Here is a 20,222-nt window from a genome sequence, read left to right as displayed (position 1 = left end):
TGGGGCAGTCTGTTTCGGTGCGGGCAAGTTTTCCGCTAAGCTGTTAAGGCGCGCGGCATTCCTAAGAGAATTCCGGGGCGCCAGCATCCACGCCCCGGAGATCAAAAAATGTGATTATCGAATTTCATCTCCCCGGGGAATAAGGAACAGATCCTGGAGATTAAAATCCCGCATGGACTTCATTCCTTTTATCGGTTTCACCTTTTCGGCGACTAGATGAAGGGAGAATGAATGAACAAAGGGTTCATACTTTTCATCGTTAATCCGTAATTCGAACACAAAATCTTTTTCATCCCCTTCGTTATCGGCTTTAATTGGTTTGGGCCAGAAAAGGTATGTGCCCGGAGTGTTGCTGACGATTCTGTAGGGATTCTGCCAGCGGGTATCCACCATGGGAACTTCTTCGCCGTCGCAACGGAACGCCACATCCACATCCACAATAGGTGCGAAATTCAGGGCATTGAAGAGTCGGCCTTTAATCATGGGAAACTGGAAATAGAGTCCCTCGTCGATTGTTTCATTTTCAGGGTTTTTCCCCGTATAGAAACTGCGCTGAATGGTTGTGACTCTGCGTAATCCCTCATGCACCAGGGTTACGATATCAATCTGAATTTGTGGATCGTCCTGTATGTCGCTCTCTATATGCGCAAATCCCCGCCCGGAGCTGACATAGCGTTGGGGTATGCGGTTGAGTACGAAGCATGCCGCGTCCATTCTGCATTGAGCTGTGGTGCAGTAGCTGTATTCGTTGCTCTGCTCCTCATCATCGCAGATCTCATTGAGTATGTTCAGAACCTTGTCCTCCATGAGATTATGAATCTCCATATTCCTCTCCCTTCTGGATCTCCATCCGGATATCCAAGAGCTCTGTTAGATTCTTTACAACGCCGTTGAAATCCCGCAATGTTTCCTTCAATGCGTAGTAATTCAAACCCGCGTAATATATTTTGGAAAAAACGCTGAATGCGATTTCTTCCCTGTTGTTTATTATATTAACGTATGAACCGAATTCGTAGCAAATTTGCAACATCTCATCCATTCTGTCCCGGATAAAATCGTGGAAATCCGGGGGGAAGCTGAATACAAAGCTGAACTCAAGAAATCTATTCTGGGGGTCTATGAAGTAGGCGGCCATAAAACCGTCTTCCCCCTGAATGGTTGCGGAATAGGCTTGTTCCAGTTCCTCTCCGTCCACAATATCGTAATGGAGCTCCTTTAAAAGGATTTCCACTCTCCGTTTTCGTTCTTCCAAAACTGCTTCTTGTGACATGCATGCTCTCTAACAGGGTTTTAAATATCAATCCTGACTACAGTATAAACACTTTTTCCGGGAAACGCAGATTTTTCCGAAAAAGTTTGGTGCTCATTTAATGGATACAGATAGGCATTCAAAGGCGGCCGATGGCGCGAACCATCTGCATTGCGACCGGGACCCGGGCGAACACTGCCGCTTATTGCAGGCCTCCCAGGCTCAACAGACTATCCGTAGGTATGTTTTTTTCCCGAATTCGTTCCTTCACCGAAGGTGCCACCGCAAGACGGATCTTTCTCAGATTCCTGGTGAACTGATGAACCACCTCTTGGGTGAAAACCGTCTGGGCATCATGATAGGAAATGATTTCTGAATCACGGTCAATCATGAGTTTGGACTCAAAGGATATGTTTTCCGGAATATCCAGCAGGATTTGAAAATCATCCACATGGAGATCCAATAATTCTGAAAGTTCGCTCCGGATCAGTTCTTCCTGGATGGAACGGTGAGTGAGATCATCCAAATAGGTGTGTTGGGGGTTTTCCGGATCGACGCTCCAGGTACCGATGGTTTTAAACAGATCCCGGTTGTACACCTTGCGGATGAGGCTGAACTCCTCTCCCTGATTTTCAGCAAAGCTGCGGTAGAAACTGTCGTCATCCAATCCGTAGAGTTCGGATATACGAATGCTTTTCTTTTCCAAACCTCTGTGCAGCGCTTTTTTGATCATGCCCGTGGCGGTCCGGACAGTGGGGTGCCAGTACACGGCCCGATACATAAGATACTTGGAAAAAAGGAGCCCTTCGATTGTGGAAACCCCGTTTTGCGTAATGGTAAAACCATGTTCCGGATGGGGCTGAAGTACCGACAATATATAGTCTACGTCCTGGGATCCGTAAGGAACGCCGCAGAAATAGGCGTCCCGGTTAAGATAATCCAATTTGTCCGGATCGATGGGACCGCTGAGTATTTTACGGAAAAACGATACTTCCCGGGAACGGTTCGGCATGGTTTCATCCACAATTGCCGCCACCATCGCCGGGTCGATACCCGCATCGTTCTTGAGAATTCCGGTAATTGAAGAATCAAGAATCAGCCTTGAAGTCAGTTGCTCATGCTCATCCAGGGGAAGCTCCTTCAGACTATGGGTATAGGGAAAATGTCCCAGATCGTGAAGAAGGGCGGCAGCAAGAAACGCCTTGGCACCCTGAAGTGTCAGGGGCAGGGGAAGCGTGCTTTGACTCATCCGCTTAACCATTCTGGAGGCTATATGAAAAACTCCCAGACTGTGGTTTAATCGTGAATGGGTTGCTCCAGGATACACAAGATAGCTTGGACCAAGCTGTTTGATTCTTCCCAGCTGCTGGTATTCAGGAGTCTGAATAATTTTCAGAAAGGATTCTGGGAAATAGACATGACCCCACAGAGGATCTCTGATGGGGTGAATGCATTCATTAAGGAGAAAATCGTTGAAATATCTGCTCACATCGCTCATCACCACAGATCATAGCCTGATGATACGGCTCCTTGCAATCCTCATTTCCCTTCTTATCCTCAACCTTTCCTGCGGAGATGATCAAACCTCCTCCGGTGATTCCATTGAACGGGAAAACGCCGCTCAGCAAGCTGTGAACCGGGTCAGGGAGGCAGCCACTATGGATGGCCGGCCTCAGAATCAGGAATCCGAATCTGCAAACGGTCAAACCGGGTCAGAATCAGGAACGGAATCGGGAGCAGAATCCGGAGAAGGGCGTACTCAAAGCGAAACCCGTACAGCAGCTGATCAGCCTGATATTTCCCCCTCTTTGAAGAACTTTGTGGACAGCTACGATTTTACATCCACCGGGGTGGTACTTCCCAGCCATGATGTGCTGGGGGAAATACAAGCGCCGTTTCTCATGTCCCAACAGGAGAAGCGGATGTATGATATTCTCTCCCGCCGTGATTACTGGCAGGAAGTGGATTTTCAGGTATTCGGACTTGCCAATCCCCCCCGTGCTCCCTTTCGGTCTGTTAACATATTCTCGATTTACAGTCTCGGAAATTCCCGCTTTGATATCGCCTGCGAATTAAGATCCTTTGAGAGCACGCATTTCCTTCAGATTGTGGTATATTATGATGGAAACTCAGCTCGTATTGTTCATATAGCCGGGCTCAACGGAACGGGTGAAGAGGGAAACTGAATTTTAAATTGACGAGTTTCCCCTCCGGTCTGTACACAGAATATGGAAAATAGATAAAATTACTCGCATTTTCCAGTGAAACATCCTACTATTGAGAGAGACATTATGGCCCAGCAAATTCACAGAATAGAAAAAGAGTTCATTTTTAAAACCCTTATCGATAATCAGTCACCTGTTGCAGCTCATCGGGGGCAGTCCAGGTTCCGCGGAGTGTTAACCAAGGCAGATAAGCAAGTGATTAATCTGAAACTCGAGCACAGCGACCCGGATATCCTGAAGAAAAATGTTGAGTTGCGTCTTTTTTTTCGTTTCAGGGGTACGCCTATTACCTGTAGAAGTAAAATTCTCAGCATTGACGAAGAAACCCTTATTCTCCAGGCACCGGAGGAAGTGTATCGAGACTTATCGAGAAACTTTGAACGGGTGGAAGCGGGGAGCAATATGTCCCTGATCATGCTGATAAACGGCGAACGGCTAAAGATCGATTTTCCCGCCTCCGAGTCATATTACGAACCCGAGGCTCCTGACCTTGATTTTAATTTTGATGCCACACGGATCTCGGAATTGCTGAAAACATTCAGGGAACGCTCGGCTGCATTTGCCTCTGAAAATAAAATTACCATGTTTCGTGAACGGCGGCCCACCGATGTGGTTGAGCGTCTTGTTGCGCTATCGGGAAAGATTGTCATTCTTCCCTTCGAAGATTTAGATAATTTTACTCTGGTTCGATCAAAACTTGCGACGAAAATTCTCAAAGAGGATGATCTTCAAAGGATATTCAGGGAAGCAGGGGAGGACCCCATGCTGGCAGCCTCCCAGCTTACCGACCATGTTAACAAGAATCATTCCCAAAGACTGTGGCATGAGCTTTACTGCCCCGTACTGTTTCGGGAGTATGTTGTGGGATATATTTATCTCATGCGCGCGGATATTCAAACCACACCGTTTACCCAGGACCATCTGGAAATGGTGCATCAATTCAGTCGTCTTCTGACCTATTCGCTGAAACTCAATGGCTATTTCAAATCCGAACCGGTAAAAGAACAGTTCACCAAGTCTGAACTTGTGGATATTAGCGGTTCCGGTCTTCTTTTCAGCTATCCGCTGGACGGACCTTCAATACAGCTTTACACTGATGTGGAACTTACCGTAAAAATCGACGAACTTTCCATTCCTATTCTGGGCAGGGTGGTGCGAAAATTCCGGGATGCCGGAAGGATTTATCTGGGTGTACAGTTCATTGATCTTTCAGATAACGATCAGCATACCCTGTTAAAAGAGCTTTACGGGGAAAATTACGACGGTCAAATTGAAACAGCCGCCGACTGAGGACCGATTGTTCCATGTACTATATTCTTTTCGACATCCATCATATCAGCCAGCTGAAACAGATAATCCCGGAAACCGTTTCAGAAATCCGGAAAACGCTGACAGCAGATTGCGACCGCTGGGGGTTTACTCCGGTAGACCATTCTGAGCTGTTTCTTTTTAAGCATTCTCAGCTCAGTCCCGGTGAGCATGAACCTCTTCTGAGGGCTCTCTTTCAAGCCCGTGATAACCTGGTGAGCTTCGATGACGACTTGAATGGCTACAGTATTATTATTGAGGCGGTGGATGAGGGAGATGACATTTACTCCATTATTCCGTCTCTCACCGGTTCCCTCAGGGAGCGCAACGGAATGTATCTGGGACCGAAGGCTGCCAAGCTTCTTTCCCGGGTCCTTATCGGAGAACAGTACAGAGGACTGTGGAAGATCCTTGACAGAATGGAACGGGAAGATCAGGATCTGGGTACCGCATCGGATTTTGCCCTTTCCAAAGAGTTTATGGAGTCACTGTTCAACACCATCGAAGAGTGGATGAATGGGGAAAAGATGCCCGGTGAACTTCGCATTACCGGTACGGAAACTCAGGGAACCCATCTCCTGGGAAGAAAAATTATTCAGCGACTAACCAATCCCGATGCCCAGGGCAAAATTCCGTTCCAGGTTATCCAGCAGCCAGGAGATTTCTTCTCGTCATTGACCGCATCCCTGGATATTAATGATCTGAACTGGGTTCACCCCCTTTTGAATGAGACTGAACGTTCGGTTTGGAAAGAAAAGCTTTTTTCCATTACCCGTTACCGTCTCGATCCGGGGCTAGGCAGCCGGGATATTCCCCGTCCGCCCGAGGAGCCCTGGAACGACATGCAGGTAATTTTCCAGATATATCTCCGAGCTTACGCCCGGTGGTCCCGGCGGGGAGGCAATTCCCCCCTGGTAATTATCCATTTTCGCCGGGAGATGGAAGATTGGGAAATTCGATTTCTGAAACTGCTCATGGATTCCCTCCAACGTGAATCCAGACTCTTGTGGTTTTTCACCGGAGAGGAGCAATATCTCCCTTCGCAAAAACTGATGAAAGATTCCAGAAATTTGACGCTGGTCAGCAGAAGTCACAATGAAATTGAGCGGCTCCTGTCGGATCAAGATCTGGAAGATTCCCCCCTGGAGCCGTCCTATCTCTTGAGTATGACCCATGGCGATGCGCTTCCTCTGTTTCATTTTTTAACTGATTTCGATTATTATTCCCAACTTTTGCCCAGTCGGTTGAAAACATACGGAAGTCAGATTGTGGATACAAGTACCGGCATTATGTTGAGAGCTCTGGAACGACTCGATTTTGAAAGCCGGGAGGTGCTGTATGTCCTTACCCTTGCGGGAACGTGTTTTTCCCGGGAACGAATATTCAAACTATTTGAGGAGCGGGGAAAAACCCGGACGAGGATTACACAGATAATTAAGGATCTCCAGGCTTCGGGATTTTTAATGTACGAGCAGATTCACAACACCATTTTTCGTGACAACGTACAACATATTGCCTATACCCTTGGTGAGAAAAAGCAGGAATATCTTCATATGATCATCTCCGCTCTCAGCAACGGAACCAACGGCATGCCCCTTACCGAAGACGGCATAGCCTTACTGGTTGAGTACGCCCTTCGACAGCGGAACGGGAATCCGGCTCCTCAGCTCTACCGACACCTGCAGACGCTGTTAAACTGCAAACTCTACGGTGAATACCATCGGCTTATGGCCATGTTGGAACTTCGACCAAATTTCAGCGAAGCTTCACGGCTTCTGAAAGCCCAGTACTCGCTGGACATGGGGGAGTTTCATAAAGGTCTCCTGCCACTTGAGTATCCTGAAGATCTTTTGTGGAAGGCTGAGTGGCAGCTTCTCCAGGGACTTGCAGCCCTCAGGGAACGGGACTTCCACGGTGCCAAACAATACAGCAAAGAAGCGATTATTTCTTTTCAGCAGAATGGAGATTTACCCGGTCTTAGTTCATCTAATACGGTATTCGGGTATCTTCATCTGCGGAAGCGGAAACATCAGGAAGCATTTCACTACTTTACCATTGCAGAGCGCCATGCCGGAGTGTCTCCCAACGATTTGAATAGAATGTACGCCCGTTTTCTTCCCGTGCTCAGCGACTTTACAGAAGGTAAATACAGCCGGGTCAGGAAGGAACTGGAGGGTGACGAAGGCTTACTGGATCAGTTCTCAAACAACGCAGCACATTCATGGTATGCTGTAGCTGCCTTCCTAATATCTCGTACCTATTTTGCCCTGGGACTGTATGAAAAATGTTACACATTGCTGTCCCGGATTCTCAACAGTCTCAGTGGAGACCGATGGGTTCAGATCCGAAGAATATTTTACGCCTGGATGGCCAGAAGTTTGAATTATCTGGGCAGTCATGGGGCAGGGTGTGCCATCCTGGAAAACCTTCCTCCCAGCCTGGAACGGAACCTATACTTTGCCGAATCCAGCATTATTCGGGGTGAATTCGAGCAAGCTCTGGATAGGCTGAAAGACCCGGGTGCAGAAGTCCAAATGCAATATCCCACATCAATTCTATTTCCCTGGAACAGCGGTTTTTCCTGGGTGGAAGACATGTTTGTTGATGATCTCAGCCAGGATTCGGTGTTGTGGAACTTTTATTACGGCATGCGAAGCTATGCCCAGGGAATGATCGGGGATACCCAGGAAAGTATTGGAGGATTTCACTGGCTGACGCGGCAGAAGAAACTCCCATCGTCCGATCCCCATGAGAGCACGATTCTCTACTGGTACTCGGGGATTCTGGAAAAGAGCCGGGAAGATGAAGGGGAAGACAGACTGACGCTGTTGGGAAAAGCCGTCAAAGCCCTTCAGGAGCGCTCCAGCAGAATTGAAGAGCCTGCTGACAAACGGGAATACCTGAAAAACGTGGTGTGGAACCGTGAACTGCTGGAGAAGGCCAAACGTCATAACCTGGTATAATTTCACAAACTGTGCTGTTTGACCGCCGGCTATTTGCGTTTTCCGGGAAAATGCGGATCGTGTGCAGGCTTCCGCGAACAATCAAAAAAATAAAATGGAAAAAGGTCGTTGACACTTGTCAGAAGATTTTGATATATTCCCGATCTGTAACACGGTGGCGTAGCTCAGCTGGTAGAGCAAACGGCTCATATCCGTTAGGTCAGGGGTTCAAGTCCCTTCGCCACTATCATTACCAGGATGACACCAGATCGGTGGCATCAAAAAAAGGATATCCGATCCCCCGGATATCCTTTTTTATTTTTGCGGCTAAATTAATCTTTGTTTTTCTGTTTAACCTTTGCTTTTCTGTTTCTTGGCCGATTCCGAAATGGTTTGAATTTCACTGATGAACCCCTCGAGACTTTCAAAATTCCGGTACACAGATGCGAAGCGGATATATGCAACGTCATCCATGTCGTGAAGTTTTTTCAGTACCATTTCTCCCAATTCCCGGGAACTGATCTCATGGCTGCTTTTCGACAGAATCATGCTTTCATCTTCAATCTGGTTCAGTATATTCTCGATTTCCAATTGACTGATTTCACGTTTTTCCAGGGCTCGCTGTAATCCCCGTTCCAATTTTTCCCGGTTAAAGGGTTCCCGCCGTCCGCTGGATTTTACCACCATGAGGGGTTTGTCCTCAATTCGTTCATAACTGGTGAAACGGTAACTGCAATCCGTGCATTCCCGCCGCCTTCGAATGGCTGAACCATCAGCCAGCGTTCGACTTTCAATTACCCTGTCGTTTTTACTTCCGCAATGGGGACATTTCATGAGGTCAATGTATATTGCCGTATGGCTTTTCGCAAGAGAAGAGAAAAGAAGAGAAGAGCCCCCCGGAGCTGTATGTCCGGGGGACTGAGGAGGGAAAAGATCAGCCTTGAAGGCTTATATCTACACTGGGTCTCAGTTCGGCCAGAACCGAAACCGGCTGGTGTACCGGATGATTGAGAAAATCTTTAATCAACTGGCCGTCTGCTGCGGATTCAAGTTCCGGGTATGCAAGCTGCCATAGATTATAATCGAAGCGGGGGGCCCATTTACGGCTTCCCAACCGTGCGGTTGTGGAACAGTTATCCACCATGTGAGCGACCCCTTTGTAATGCATATAGGGGTTCAATGAATCCACGGCTTCAATTACCGATTCATTTACAATTTCAGAATAGCTGTGTCCATTTTCACGGAGAACATCAATTTGGGCAATCATGGTTGCAATATAAATTCCAGCGGTCACCGGGTTAACCGGAATTGCATCTTCCTTTCTGGCTGCCCGCACGCCTTCGCCCACCTTCCACATTTCGGTATTGTCGATGGTGCCGAAAGGGTAGCGCTCGAGGCGTTCGCCGGCCAGAACCACAGAACGGATTTCGTTTCCGCTTGATACTTCCTGGTAACACTCCATGAGGATTTCGAATGCCGGATGATAGGCTGCGGAATACGCTTTTTCAAAGGTTTTTTGTTCTTCCCCGGAAAGGGAATCGTAGACCGCTTTGATTCCTTCCCGTGAGATTTTTTTGCTGATGGGACCGGTAATGGATTCAACGGTTTGTCGGAATGCTTCCTGCTTATCCATTCCCTTTCCAACAAACCGGCGCCAGAGACTTTCAACAATCCCGTGAACCGCACCCAGCAGAATGCCCCGTTCGCCGTAGATATCCGAGCGGTACTCCATTTCCATGGTTGTCATAAAACTGAACGGAGCACCCAGGGCAACAGCCCAGCCGATGGCATAATCAGTTGCTTTCCCGTCAATATCCTGATGTACTGCGAAGCTGGTGTTAATTCCCGCGCCGTTCACTTCTTTGCCCTGTTCATAGAGCCGGCGAACAGAAGGCCCCATCCCCTTGGGGCAGACGGCAATCACATTAAGATCTTCGGGAAAGTCCTTCCCCGCAGATTTGAGATACCCGAGGAGAAAACCGTGGGATAATCCAAGGGTGGCCCCTTTTTTCATGCTTTTAAATATTTTTTCATGGAGACTTACCTGGGCTGCATCTGAAATAAGAAGGATCACCAGGTCTGCTGAAGAGATCACTTCAAACATCTCTCCCAGAGTACCCGACTGGGGGGTAAAACCCGCAGCTTCGGCTTTGGACCAGCTGGCACTTCCTTCTCGCAGTCCTACTTGCACGGTAATTCCGCTTCCTTCAAGGCTGTCCCGGAGATTCTGTGCCTGTGCAGGGCCCTGAGAACCCCAGCCGATTACTCCAATGCGGGAAATGCCCTCAAAGGCTTGGGAAAGCCGGGAAAAAAGATGTCGGCCTCCCCGAACGATATATTCGGTATTTCCATCCAGATTGATGGATTCCTTGTCGAATATTTTACTGGTAAAATCAAGTTGCATGGTTCGCTCCTTCGTGCAATGTGAAATCAACCCTGTATTGATTGATACGGCGAATATATCACAGGAAAGCATTTGCAAGAAGTGAAATATTTGCACTATATTATTGCAATAAACGCAATATAACAGGTGCGAGACTTTTTCTATCCTTAAGGATGATGAGATGAATTACCAGCAACTTCAGTGTTTTGTAACCCTTGCTGAAACCAGAAATTTCAACCGGGCGAGTTCCCGCAGCTATATGAGCCCGTCTGCCTTTTCCCGGATAATTCAGCGTACAGAGGATGAGTTGGGAGTTGAGTTGTGTGTCCGGAATACCCGGGAGCTCTTTATAACCACCGCAGGGGAGCGTTTTCTGTCCTATGCCCGGGAAGCTCTTGCGGAGTATGAAAATGTCCGGCAGCAGCTGCACAGCGGAGAAGTTTCCGGGGATCTGAGCATCTTTGCAACGGTTACCGCCTGCTATTCCATTCTTCCAAAGGTGCTCAATCCGTTCCGCAAAGCGTACCCCGGGGTAACCATCCATCTGCGTACCGGAGATGCTGCGGATGCCCTGGATGCGGTGCGGATGAACCGGGTTGACTGCAGTGTTGCCCCCATTCCGGATACTTCGGCGGAGGATCTGTTTGTCCAGGTGCTGACAGCTACGCCTCTGGTGTTTGTGGCTCCCTGGGATGAATTTCGAAAGGAGTTGGAAGGGTTTCCCGTGGATGCTCCCTGGGATGAACTGCCGATCATTCTCCCGGAACGGGGGCTTGCCCGGGAGCGCATAGATACCTGGTTTCGAAGCAGGGCAATACACCCCCGAATTCGGGCTGAGGCTGCGGGAAATGAAGGGATTCTTTCCATGGTAAATCTTGGTCTGGGTATCGGCCTTGTGCCTGAGCTTGTGGTGGTTAACAGTCCCCTCACCGAAGGTCTGGAAATTCTTCCCCATATTGATGAGGTTCCCGATTTTCAGGTGGGGGTGGCGGCCAAGCAAAGCAGAAGGGCCAACCCGGCGCTTCGGGCCTTTATGCAGAGTGCAATGGAAAATCTGAGCTAAAATACCTTCTGCTCTGAGCGCCGGCTTAGCATAGCGGCCATGCTCCAGTCTTGGCTCTACAGATGTACCGGGCTATGCCCAGTCTTGTTTCGCCGAGTTGGACATGAGCTCCGGCTCGCAGGACTCTACCGGGGCTTACAGCAGCATGGACCCCGCCGCCAGAACCGCCGCGGACAAACAGAGCAGCCCGTTGGACCAGGACAGCCATTGAATGTGAGGAAGAGTTACAGGCCCATCCTCCTTCCACCCCCGGAGCATGAGGGATCTGCTGTATCCTGTACTGAGATTTCCCATATGTTGCAGCATTAACACCCCCATGGCCTTTAGGTACCGTAACGGATGCTTTCTGATCAGAAGTCCCCGCAAACGAATGCGCTGACCGGAATCCCGGGCGGCGTCGAGTAAGCGGGGAATGGCGCCCAGCATGACCCTGAGCATGGTGGAAACGGTCCAGGCGAACCGTGCATGAAGGGGGCGGATCAGCCGATAAATTCCATCCTGGAGTCGTGAAAGTCTGGTGGTGGACATCAACAGATGGGTGCTGATAATTGAATTGGATATATGTAGTATGAGGCGGAGAGTTTCTTGGGCCCCTTCACTGTTCCAATTCAGGGTGAAATCGTATGTTAGGACTGACAGCTCAAGGGGGATGCCCTCAGCCAAATGAGCTCTGCTGATGTAGCTGATAAGAAATATCCAGATAAATGCCCGCAATTCTTTCATGACCCGGAGAAGCCGGGTTCCCACCAGGAGACTGACGACAATCATTGCCGAAAGGTTTAGAAGCATCCCGGCAAAACCTGCGGTGGAAAAGAAAAGATTGAGGCAGATATATACAATGAATTTGACCGAAGCGGATGCGTTGTGGAGGATGCTTGTTCCACCCTGATAATGAAAGCTCAGGTTTTGAGCCATGTCATATCCTTGATCTTCATGGGAGGCTTACGTACATCGTGGTCCTCCAGAAAATTCAGCACCCGCTCGGGCAGGGCGTCGGCGATAATCCGGCCTTCCTTGAGCAGAATCAGCCGGTCAGCCAGGGCCAGACACTTTTCCAGACCATGGGTCACAATCACAATTCCCCGTTTTTCCTCTTTCAGGCGGAGAATCTGATGCAGGGTCTCCACAACTCCCGGATAATCCAGGTTTTCAAAAGGTTCATCCATAAGAATGTAATCGGGGTTCATGGCAAGAATGGATGCAAGGGCCAATCGGCGTATTTCTCCGCCGGAAAGGCTTCGGGGGTTCTGATCCCGGTGCTCATGGAGGCCGCTCCACTCAAGGGCGTACTCAAGGCGTTTGTGCAGTTCATCCTCAGAAAGATCCAGATTCCGAAGGCCGAACAAAATATCTTCCTCCACAGTCTGCTCAATTACCTGCATTTCAGGCTGCTGAAACACCAAACCCACCCCGGTACCCAAGGCCTGTCCCTTCAAAGGGTAGGGCTTGGAGTTCAGACGGATGCTTCCTTCAAATGTATCAAGAAGGCCTGCCAGGGCGTGAATCAGCATGGTTTTTCCCGCACCGTTGGGACCGGTGATTACTGTTATCTCACCGGTGTGAAACCTGCAGCTGATATTAGAGAGGATTTGGTGTTCGTCTATGAATAACGAGAGTTGATCAGCTTCGAGCATTCCCTTCCAGTATCCTCCGAGCGGGTATTGCCAGTAAAACAGCGGCAATAATTTTTATCACATCCCCGGGAACATAGGGAAGTACGGCCCGGCCAAGTCCGATGCGCCAATCCCAGCCAAGGTTGAGTACGATCCAGGGATACCCGATTGCATAGATGATGAGGGTTCCAGCCACGGTTGCAAGAATATCTCTCAGCAGAGGCGACATGGCACCACGGTTCAGATGACCCGCATGTTCCGCGGCACTGGCCTTGTGTCCAGGGCGCATATGTACGATGAGGGACATGAGCAGCGCAGCCGGGAGAAATCCGATAATAAATCCGCCGCTGGGACCCAGTATTACCGCAAAACCGCTGGTTCCTCCGGCAAATACCGGCAGGCCTGCAATCCCTGCGAAAATATACAGTGCTGCAGCCCCAAGGGCATAAAGCGGTCTGAGGAGAATTCCCGCCAAAAGGATGAAAAACGTCTGGAGGGTAATAGGCACCGGACTCAGGGGAATATCAAAACGGATCATGGCACCTACTGCTATGAGGGCTGCGAACAATGCGGTTTGAACGATATTCTGAATATGCTTCGTTTGATAGGTCATGGAATCTCCTATTCGGTTGTACTGATTCGCGAAAAAGGCTTGCGAATTTTCTATTGCGCGATGAGCCCGCGATTGGCTACTATAAAGGCTATGTATAAAAGTGTCAGTAAATTACTCTGGAAAAGCCTGAATTTCATTCAGGAATTCCTTCAGATCAGGGGAGCCGGAGGGTTTCGCCCTGCTTTTCGCCCCCCATTGTTTCCCTCTTTGTTGATATTGACGTTGCTCGGGGGGATATTTTCAGTCCAAGGGCAGAATCTGGATAATGAGTATCTTGGGAGCATGTATCCGATTACTCAGGTGATGGCGCCCTATGGGGAAGAATCCAATCCACCCGGGCCTGATGCCACCACATTTTACCCATTGAGTTACCAGAACATCTTCGATCTTGCTCCCCCAAAGCACACCGCCCCCATTGCCCTCCTTTTGGAGTTGGAGACCGGCACTATTTTGTATGGGAAAAATATCCGTCAGGAGTATCCTCCAGCCAGCCTGACCAAACTGTTTACCATGTATACCGCGCTGGAAATCTATGAGGAGCTGGGGGTGGAAATGGAAGATACCGCTGAATTCAGCCCTGCTGCCTGGGCGGAAAATGCTCCCCCCAGGTCCTCTCTCATGTTTTTGGGACCCGATCAGGCACCCAGCATTCGTGAGATTCTCCTTGGTCTCATGGTTTCCAGCGGAAACGATGCTGCCATGGCCATAGCCGAGACCAGTACCGGGAGCATGGAAGGATTTATGCTGCGAATGAACAGGATAGCCCAACAGTTGGGGCTGCGCTCAAGCGGCTTTGTGGAGCCTTCGGGGTATTCGGAGAATAACCGCTCATCCGCATTGGACCTGGCCCGGCTTACACAGCTTTATCTGGATCGATGGCCCTGGGTCATCGATCAGTTCCACCGGGTGAAAAGTTTTACATATCCCCGGCGTGAGCATATGCTTAATGGGGCAACCGCCCAATTCATGAATATCACCCAATATAACAGAAACGGTCTGATCGATAGCTATGAAGGCGCTACGGGGCTGAAAACCGGATATATTGATGAATCAGGATACAATCTCATTGCCACAGCCCAAAAAGAGGGTATGCATCTGTTTGCACTGATCATGGGGGTACAGGCGGAGAATTCAATGGATGGTTCCAGGATTCGGGAAGAGGAAGCTGCGGCTCTTCTGGATTACGGATTTACCAACTTCACTACGGTTGAGCTTCACGTCCCTGAATCCGTTATTCCGGTAAGAACGGGGAGGGAAGAAGGAATTGAATTGTCAGCTGAATCGCTTGAGATGATTGTTCCGGTGAGCAGAGGAGATATAACCGTTCAACGCAGGCGGCCAGCGGCCTTGCTTGCACCTGTGGCCGGGGATCAGATTGTGGAACGCTACCGCTGGATCCAGGACGGAGTTATTGTGGGGGAATACGCCCGGGAGTCCGGTCGTCAGATCGTCCGCAGCAATGGCCTGAGGGGTATTATTCAGAGCGTGGGGCAGTTTTTCCGAAGGCTATTCACCGGAGAAGAGCCGCTGGAAGGGGATATCAGCGGCTTTTCCGTGCAATAGCTTCAATTTCTATGGCTGCATCTTTGGGCAGCGCGGATACCTCAACGGCGGCCCTGGCGGGGTAAGGTTTCGCCAGGAATGATTCGTATACCGGATTAATGGATGCATAGTCACCCATCTGCTTCAAAAAAATTCTGCAATGCACCAGATCCTGGTAATCCATACCGGCGGCTTTCAGAAGCCCGCCGATATTGTTCATCACCACCCTGCATTGTTCCACCCCAGTGCCGGGTATGCACTCACCGCTTTGGGGATCGAGTGCTATCTGGCCTGAAATATAGAGGGTGTCGTCCACCAGCAGTGCCGGTGAATACGGGCCGATGCCTGAGTTGCTCTCTGTGCTGATCTGTTGTTTCATATTTTCTTCCTGAGCGGACTCTCCGGTGCTGGCAGCATCCCCAGCATAGATCAACTGACCCCGGTCAGCGCTTTAATATACTGAAGACGCTCATAGCTTTCCGGCTTGTCAGATTTCTTCTGCGCATAGCGTCCCTTTAATTCCTGAATACTGGAAACTCCAAGGCCGTCCAGCTGAACTTCCATATCCTGGAGAATGCTCTCCACAACCTGAGTATTGTTACGGTAAACCACCGAGCACAGCTGAACAGCATCCGCACCGGCGGCAATCAATTTTAACGCCGTTTCTGCACTGTGAACCCCTGTGGATGCGGCAAGCTCAACACCCGCCCGGTCGAACAGAATGGATATCCAGCGCAGAGCCTGATGGTAATCCTCCGGTGAACTCAACGATACCCTGCCCTTAGGTTGACCTGTGCTGAGATCGAAATCGAACTGATAAAAGCGGTTGAACAGCACCAGAGCATCGGCTCCCGCCTTCTGAAGTCGGGTAGCGAACTCCGGCAGACTGGTGAAGTAGGGCCCCAGTTTGATTGCCAGGGGGAGGGAGCTGTGTTTCCGGATCGTCTCCACGCTGCGAATCAGCTCTTTTTCAAGGTCGTCTGCTTTCTGATTGAAGCGCCGGGGCATGAGGCTTAAGTTCACCTCCAGAGCATCGGCTCCCGCAGAATCCAGCTGTACGGCGTACTCCTTCCACCATTTTCCGTCCACACAGTTCAGGCTGGCGATAACGGGAATATCCACCTTCTGTTTCGTCTCCCTCACCAGATCAAGGTATTGGGCGGGGCCCAGACTCATGCCCATCTGCTCTATATAGTCGTAGGCTTCCGCGTGGGAGAGGGTATCGCCCATCTCATTGGTTTCAGCCTGTATCTGTTCCTCAAACAGGGATTTGAGTACCACCGCAGCGGCTCCTGCTTTGGCAAGTTTTTCGATGCTGTCGCTTTGTGCCGTGAGGCTGGAGCTTGAAATAATCAGGGGATTTTTCAGCTTCAAACCCAGATAACTGGTATGTAATTTCGACATGTAAGAATCCTTATATAGATAATTATTGGTACAATCCTAGTATATCCGAAAATCTCGCAGCTGGAAAGCAACAATCTCTCCTTCCGGCTTTTCACAGAGGATATATATTAGTACATTAGTAAGAAATAGAACCTAAGGAGGAACTATGTCATTTACCACACCCGATTTACCCTACGGTTTTGATGCCCTCGAGCCGTATATCGATGCAAAAACCATGGAAATTCACCATGATAAACATCATACAGGATACACCAAGAAGGTAAACGCCGCCCTGGAAGGCAGCGATTATGCCGAAAAAGATATTGTCACTCTCCTGAAAGATCTTAATTCCCTTCCTGAAAGCATCCAGACCAAAGTGCGGAACGCCGGCGGCGGACATTATAACCACGGACTTTTCTGGGAGATTATGTCTCCCAAGGGCGGCGGCCAGCCTGAGGGCGTACTGGCAAAAGATATAGAAAAAACCTTCGGCGGCTTCGACGAATTTGTGAAGCAGTTCAGCAGCGCCGCCACCGGACGCTTTGGAAGCGGCTGGGCGTGGCTTGCCGTGGACGGTGGAAAGAAACTCAATATTCTCAGCACTCCCAACCAGGACAGCCCGCTTACCCAGGGACTCACTCCCATTCTGGGGCTGGACGTGTGGGAACATGCGTATTATCTGAAGTATCAGAACCGCCGGCCCGAATATGTGGAACAATTCTTCAACGTAATAAACTGGAACAAAGTCAGTGAACACTATCAAAATTTGATTTAATCTGACACCGATTAATCATCCGTCCAGTATTTGAAACACAGATCTTGCGAAGGCCCGGTTTCCTCCGGGCCTTTGCTGTCTCCGGGGCTTTGATGTCGCTGGGCCTTTGCTGTCTCTGTGGCTTTGCTGTCGCCGGGGCTTTGCTGTCGCCGGGGCTGCAGGGTGGAATGACATGTTCCAATGAATTGTGGTATAACCCGGGTACCCAGAGGAACGGGAAATTGGGGAAGGCAAGCGGTTCCCCGCTGATATTCCCACCGGCGAAATATTTCGGTGATAGCCGATTAGTAGGTGATGATTATGGATGGAAATATATTAGAACAGAGCAGACTCCAGCAGGATTTCCCGATTCTGACCGGTAAAATGCGCAAGAAACCCTTTATTTATCTGGACAGCGGTGCAACATCCCTCACTCCCGAACCGGTAATAGAGCGTATTTCCCAATACTACCGGGAATACGGGGTGAACATTCACCGGGGAATCTATGAATTCAGCGAACGGGCCACCAGGGAATTTCATGAGGTACGTCTTGCCGCCGCCCGTTTCCTAAACGCCGGCGAAGAGGGCCAGATTATCTTTACCCACGGCAGCACCGAATCATCCAATCTGATTGCCTATTCCTGGGGCAGAAAATTCCTGAAAAAAGGGGACGTGATTCTCACCACCGAGTACGAGCACCATTCTTCGCTGGTTCCCTGGCATGCGGTGTGCGAAGCCACCGGCGCAGAGCTTCGATTTATCCCCATTGACCGGGAGACCCTGGAGCTGGATATTCACTCCTATGAAGATCTCCTGGATGAAAAGGTGAAGCTGCTGGTCATGAGCGGTATGTCCAATGTGACCGGTTACATGCCTCCTCTGAAGCGGATGATACAAAGCGCCCATGACAATGGTAGCGTTGTGGCTCTGGACGGGGCCCAACTGGTGAGCCATCATAAGGTGGATGTTCAGGAGCTCAAGCCCGATTTTCTCTTCTTCTCTGCCCACAAAATGCTGGGACCCACGGGGGTGGGGGTGCTCTACGGACGAACCGAGCTTCTGGATGCCATGGATCCCTTTATGTACGGGGGAGATATGATTCTCAAGGTGCACAAGGACCATTCCACGTATCATCCCCTGCCGGAAAAATTCGAGGCCGGTACGCCGAATATCGCAGGAGTACTGGGCTTTGGAGCAGCGCTGGAATATTTGGCGGATATCGGGATGGAACGCATAGAAGCCCACGAGCGCAGCCTCATTGACTATGCCGAAGAACGGGCCCGGGAGGTAAAGGGGCTGCAGAGCTATCTGCTCCCTGATTCCGGGAAACGGGGGGGTATTTTCAGCTTCAACGTGGAGGGGCTGCACAGTCACGACCTGGGAGCAGTCCTGGACGCCCAGGGAATTGCCATCCGCACCGGCTTTCACTGCGCCATGCCTCTCATGGAATGGCTGGGCGTCCCGGGAACCGCCAGGGCGAGTCTCTACCTGTACAACACCCGGGAAGACATAGACGCCCTGTTCCACGGCATAGAGCAGGCCAAGAGCGTCTTCGGCGCATAATATTCGGCGTACCCAAGCTCCGGCGAGGGACGGCCCAAAAACTCAATCAGGAGTGAAGCAAGGCAATGGACCAGGAGCAATCCAAAAATATCATCATCCGACACTACCGTGAACGTCCCTGGGAACGCCTCCCCGATCAGCCCAGGCTGGAAGGACATGAGGTAAACCGTTCCTGCGGAGATGAACTGACCCTGTTCATCCGGACCGACGGAGAGGTAATCAGCGACATCGGCTACCAGGGAAAAGGATGCTCTATCTGCATCGCCTCGGCGGACATCCTCTGCAATGAACTTAACGGGGTGCCGGTCTCCCAAGCCCGGGAAACCGCCCGGGAGTTTCTGAAAACCCTGGAGCCCGGGAGCGAACATGAGGCCGAACTTCCCGGAGACATTCCCGCTCTGCTCACCCTGAAACAGTTTCCCATGCGGCAAAAATGTGCCACCATGGGCTGGAAAATTCTGCTGGATCTTACGGAGTAAACCGTTCCCGTCCAAAGCCCTGGCCCGGTAAGCCAGGCCCCGGTAAGCCTTGGGATGGGGCGTTTTTCGGCCCCTGTCACTGGAGTAAGATCCTCATCTTCGTTAAAATATGAATGGCAATTTCAACGAATTATCATTCCCGAATTTGCCGTAACTTTATAACATTATAGAAAAAGGAGTTTGTGCATGTACAAACTGGTACTCATCAGACATGGCGAAAGTGTCTGGAACAAAGAAAACCGCTTCACCGGCTGGACCGATGTGGATCTGTCAGAAAAAGGTCTGGAAGAAGCAAGAACCGCTGGAGAAATTCTCAAGTCTGAAGGGTTCACCTTTGACATTGCGTTCAACTCGGTTCTTCTCAGGGCAATCAAAACATTGAACATCGCTCTTGAAACCATGGGGCTTCACTGGATTCCGGTTATTAAGAGCTGGAGACTGAATGAGCGTCACTACGGTGCTCTCCAGGGCCTCAACAAGGGGGAAACCGCAGACAAGCACGGTGAAGAGCAGGTGAAAATCTGGCGCAGAAGCTACGACGTACCGCCCCCGGAACTGGACGTGGACGATGAGCGGTACCCCGGCCGAGACCCCCGCTACGCGGATCTCTCCAAGGAAGAGCTTCCCAAAACCGAATGTCTGAAAGACACCGTAGACCGGTTTCTGCCCTTCTGGCACGAAGAGATTGCTCCCACCATTAAAGCTGGTAAGAAAGTGGTAATTGCCGCCCACGGCAACAGCCTCCGGGCACTGGTGAAATATCTGGACAACATGAGCGACGAAGAAATCGTAAAGCTTAACATCCCTACCGGAGTGCCTCTGGTATATGAACTGGATGATAATCTCAAACCCCTGAAGCATTACTACCTGGGCGACCAGGATGCAATCTCTGCAAAAATGAATGCGGTTGCCAACCAGGGAAAGAAGGGCTGATCCTTCTGCCGCCACACAATCTTGGAAAAAAAAACGACCGGAGGATTATCCCCGGTCGTGTTTTTTTTTAAGTTAGTGACGTAATAGTCAATTTAGAATAAGACCTTATACCACAAGAACAGGAACGTGATGAATTGGTAATTATAAAACCCATTGTTTGATTAAAATAAAA

The 20,222-nt window shown here is 50.0% G+C and carries 19 protein-coding genes and 1 tRNA gene; 10 read left to right on the top strand and 10 right to left on the bottom strand.

Annotated features, from left to right (window positions below; genetic code table 11):
• Positions 1–114: 114 nt before the first annotated feature.
• From AC52PS_RS09345 to AC52PS_RS09335, 3 genes are all read right to left on the bottom strand, one after another.
• Complete coding sequence (locus tag AC52PS_RS09345) at positions 115–825, bottom strand: late competence development ComFB family protein (RefSeq protein WP_495562794.1); 711 nt, start codon at positions 823–825, stop codon at positions 115–117.
• Positions 812–1,270, bottom strand: coding sequence for a hypothetical protein (locus tag AC52PS_RS09340; protein WP_495562793.1), 459 nt, complete (start codon positions 1,268–1,270; stop codon positions 812–814). The genes AC52PS_RS09345 and AC52PS_RS09340 overlap by 14 nt, the downstream gene beginning before the upstream one ends.
• A 181-nt stretch (positions 1,271–1,451) precedes the next feature.
• Positions 1,452–2,747: an HD domain-containing protein gene (locus AC52PS_RS09335; protein ID WP_495562792.1), complete on the bottom strand. Its 1,296-nt coding sequence runs from the start codon at positions 2,745–2,747 to the stop codon at positions 1,452–1,454.
• Between AC52PS_RS09335 and AC52PS_RS09330 the strand changes: the two genes are divergently transcribed.
• The 4 genes from AC52PS_RS09330 (at position 2,722) to AC52PS_RS09315 (ending at position 7,971) form a co-directional block, all read left to right on the top strand.
• Positions 2,722–3,435, top strand: coding sequence for a hypothetical protein (locus AC52PS_RS09330; RefSeq protein ID WP_495562791.1), 714 nt, complete (start codon positions 2,722–2,724; stop codon positions 3,433–3,435). The two genes, AC52PS_RS09335 and AC52PS_RS09330, sit on opposite strands and share 26 nt — an antisense overlap.
• 105 nt (positions 3,436–3,540) lie before the next feature.
• On the top strand, positions 3,541–4,764 hold the full coding sequence (locus tag AC52PS_RS09325) for a PilZ domain-containing protein (protein ID WP_495562790.1): 1,224 nt from the start codon (positions 3,541–3,543) through the stop codon (positions 4,762–4,764).
• Between the two features lie 14 nt (positions 4,765–4,778).
• A complete protein-coding gene (locus tag AC52PS_RS09320) occupies positions 4,779–7,745 on the top strand; it encodes a hypothetical protein (RefSeq protein WP_495562789.1) in 2,967 nt (988 codons plus the stop codon).
• Between the two features lie 153 nt (positions 7,746–7,898).
• A tRNA-Met gene (locus AC52PS_RS09315) sits at positions 7,899–7,971 on the top strand.
• A 104-nt stretch (positions 7,972–8,075) separates the two neighbouring features.
• On the opposite strand, the gene nrdR is transcribed toward AC52PS_RS09315, so the two are convergent.
• Positions 8,076–8,558 (bottom strand): transcriptional regulator NrdR, encoded by a 483-nt coding sequence (gene nrdR, locus AC52PS_RS09310; RefSeq protein WP_495562788.1) that lies wholly within the window; start codon positions 8,556–8,558, stop codon positions 8,076–8,078.
• Between the two features lie 100 nt (positions 8,559–8,658).
• Entirely contained in the window at positions 8,659–10,128 is a 1,470-nt protein-coding gene (locus AC52PS_RS09305; RefSeq protein ID WP_495562787.1) for a ketol-acid reductoisomerase, read from the bottom strand.
• Between the two features lie 160 nt (positions 10,129–10,288).
• On the opposite strand from AC52PS_RS09305, the gene ilvY reads away from it, so the two are divergent.
• Positions 10,289–11,170, top strand: a complete 882-nt coding sequence (gene ilvY / locus AC52PS_RS09300; protein ID WP_495562786.1) for an HTH-type transcriptional activator IlvY — start codon at positions 10,289–10,291, stop codon at positions 11,168–11,170.
• Positions 11,171–11,305: 135 nt separating this feature from the next.
• On the opposite strand, the gene AC52PS_RS09295 is transcribed toward ilvY, so the two are convergent.
• The 3 genes from AC52PS_RS09295 to AC52PS_RS09285 are packed head-to-tail and all read right to left on the bottom strand — an operon-like array spanning position 11,306 to position 13,396.
• The gene (locus AC52PS_RS09295; protein WP_495562785.1) at positions 11,306–12,085 is read right to left on the bottom strand and encodes a CbiQ family ECF transporter T component; all 780 of its coding nucleotides are present in this window, start codon (positions 12,083–12,085) and stop codon (positions 11,306–11,308) included.
• A complete protein-coding gene (locus AC52PS_RS09290) occupies positions 12,070–12,804 on the bottom strand; it encodes an energy-coupling factor ABC transporter ATP-binding protein (protein WP_495562784.1) in 735 nt (244 codons plus the stop codon). Before AC52PS_RS09290 ends, AC52PS_RS09295 begins: the two co-directional genes overlap by 16 nt.
• Positions 12,791–13,396 carry a biotin transporter BioY gene (locus AC52PS_RS09285; RefSeq protein ID WP_495562783.1) on the bottom strand — a complete coding sequence of 202 codons (606 nt, stop codon included), beginning with the start codon at positions 13,394–13,396 and terminating at the stop codon, positions 12,791–12,793. Before AC52PS_RS09285 ends, AC52PS_RS09290 begins: the two co-directional genes overlap by 14 nt.
• 282 nt (positions 13,397–13,678) lie before the next feature.
• On the opposite strand from AC52PS_RS09285, the gene AC52PS_RS09280 reads away from it, so the two are divergent.
• Positions 13,679–14,959 carry a D-alanyl-D-alanine carboxypeptidase family protein gene (locus AC52PS_RS09280; protein ID WP_495562782.1) on the top strand — a complete coding sequence of 427 codons (1,281 nt, stop codon included), beginning with the start codon at positions 13,679–13,681 and terminating at the stop codon, positions 14,957–14,959.
• On the opposite strand, the gene AC52PS_RS09275 is transcribed toward AC52PS_RS09280, so the two are convergent.
• Both AC52PS_RS09275 and AC52PS_RS09270 read right to left on the bottom strand, forming a co-directional pair.
• On the bottom strand, positions 14,937–15,317 hold the full coding sequence (locus AC52PS_RS09275) for a RidA family protein (RefSeq protein WP_495562781.1): 381 nt from the start codon (positions 15,315–15,317) through the stop codon (positions 14,937–14,939). The genes AC52PS_RS09280 and AC52PS_RS09275 overlap by 23 nt on opposite strands.
• 50 nt (positions 15,318–15,367) lie before the next feature.
• The gene (locus AC52PS_RS09270) at positions 15,368–16,342 is read right to left on the bottom strand and encodes a dihydroorotate dehydrogenase-like protein (protein ID WP_495562780.1); all 975 of its coding nucleotides are present in this window, start codon (positions 16,340–16,342) and stop codon (positions 15,368–15,370) included.
• Between the two features lie 145 nt (positions 16,343–16,487).
• Here AC52PS_RS09270 and AC52PS_RS09265 point away from each other — a divergent pair, with 145 nt between their 5' ends.
• The 4 genes from AC52PS_RS09265 (at position 16,488) to gpmA (ending at position 20,050) form a co-directional block, all read left to right on the top strand.
• Positions 16,488–17,096: a superoxide dismutase gene (locus AC52PS_RS09265; RefSeq protein ID WP_495562779.1), complete on the top strand. Its 609-nt coding sequence runs from the start codon at positions 16,488–16,490 to the stop codon at positions 17,094–17,096.
• A 300-nt stretch (positions 17,097–17,396) separates the two neighbouring features.
• On the top strand, positions 17,397–18,638 hold the full coding sequence (locus AC52PS_RS09260; RefSeq protein WP_495562778.1) for an aminotransferase class V-fold PLP-dependent enzyme: 1,242 nt from the start codon (positions 17,397–17,399) through the stop codon (positions 18,636–18,638).
• A gap of 65 nt (positions 18,639–18,703) precedes the next feature.
• Positions 18,704–19,117 carry a Fe-S cluster assembly sulfur transfer protein SufU gene (sufU, locus tag AC52PS_RS09255; RefSeq protein WP_495562777.1) on the top strand — a complete coding sequence of 138 codons (414 nt, stop codon included), beginning with the start codon at positions 18,704–18,706 and terminating at the stop codon, positions 19,115–19,117.
• A 186-nt stretch (positions 19,118–19,303) separates the two neighbouring features.
• On the top strand, positions 19,304–20,050 hold the full coding sequence (gene gpmA, locus AC52PS_RS09250; RefSeq protein WP_495562776.1) for a 2,3-diphosphoglycerate-dependent phosphoglycerate mutase: 747 nt from the start codon (positions 19,304–19,306) through the stop codon (positions 20,048–20,050).
• Positions 20,051–20,222 lie beyond the last annotated feature (172 nt).

Source organism: Salinispira sp., from assembly GCF_059431795.1.
Note: the sequence above shows the minus strand (reverse complement) of the source record. Positions and strands in the feature narration are given on the sequence as shown.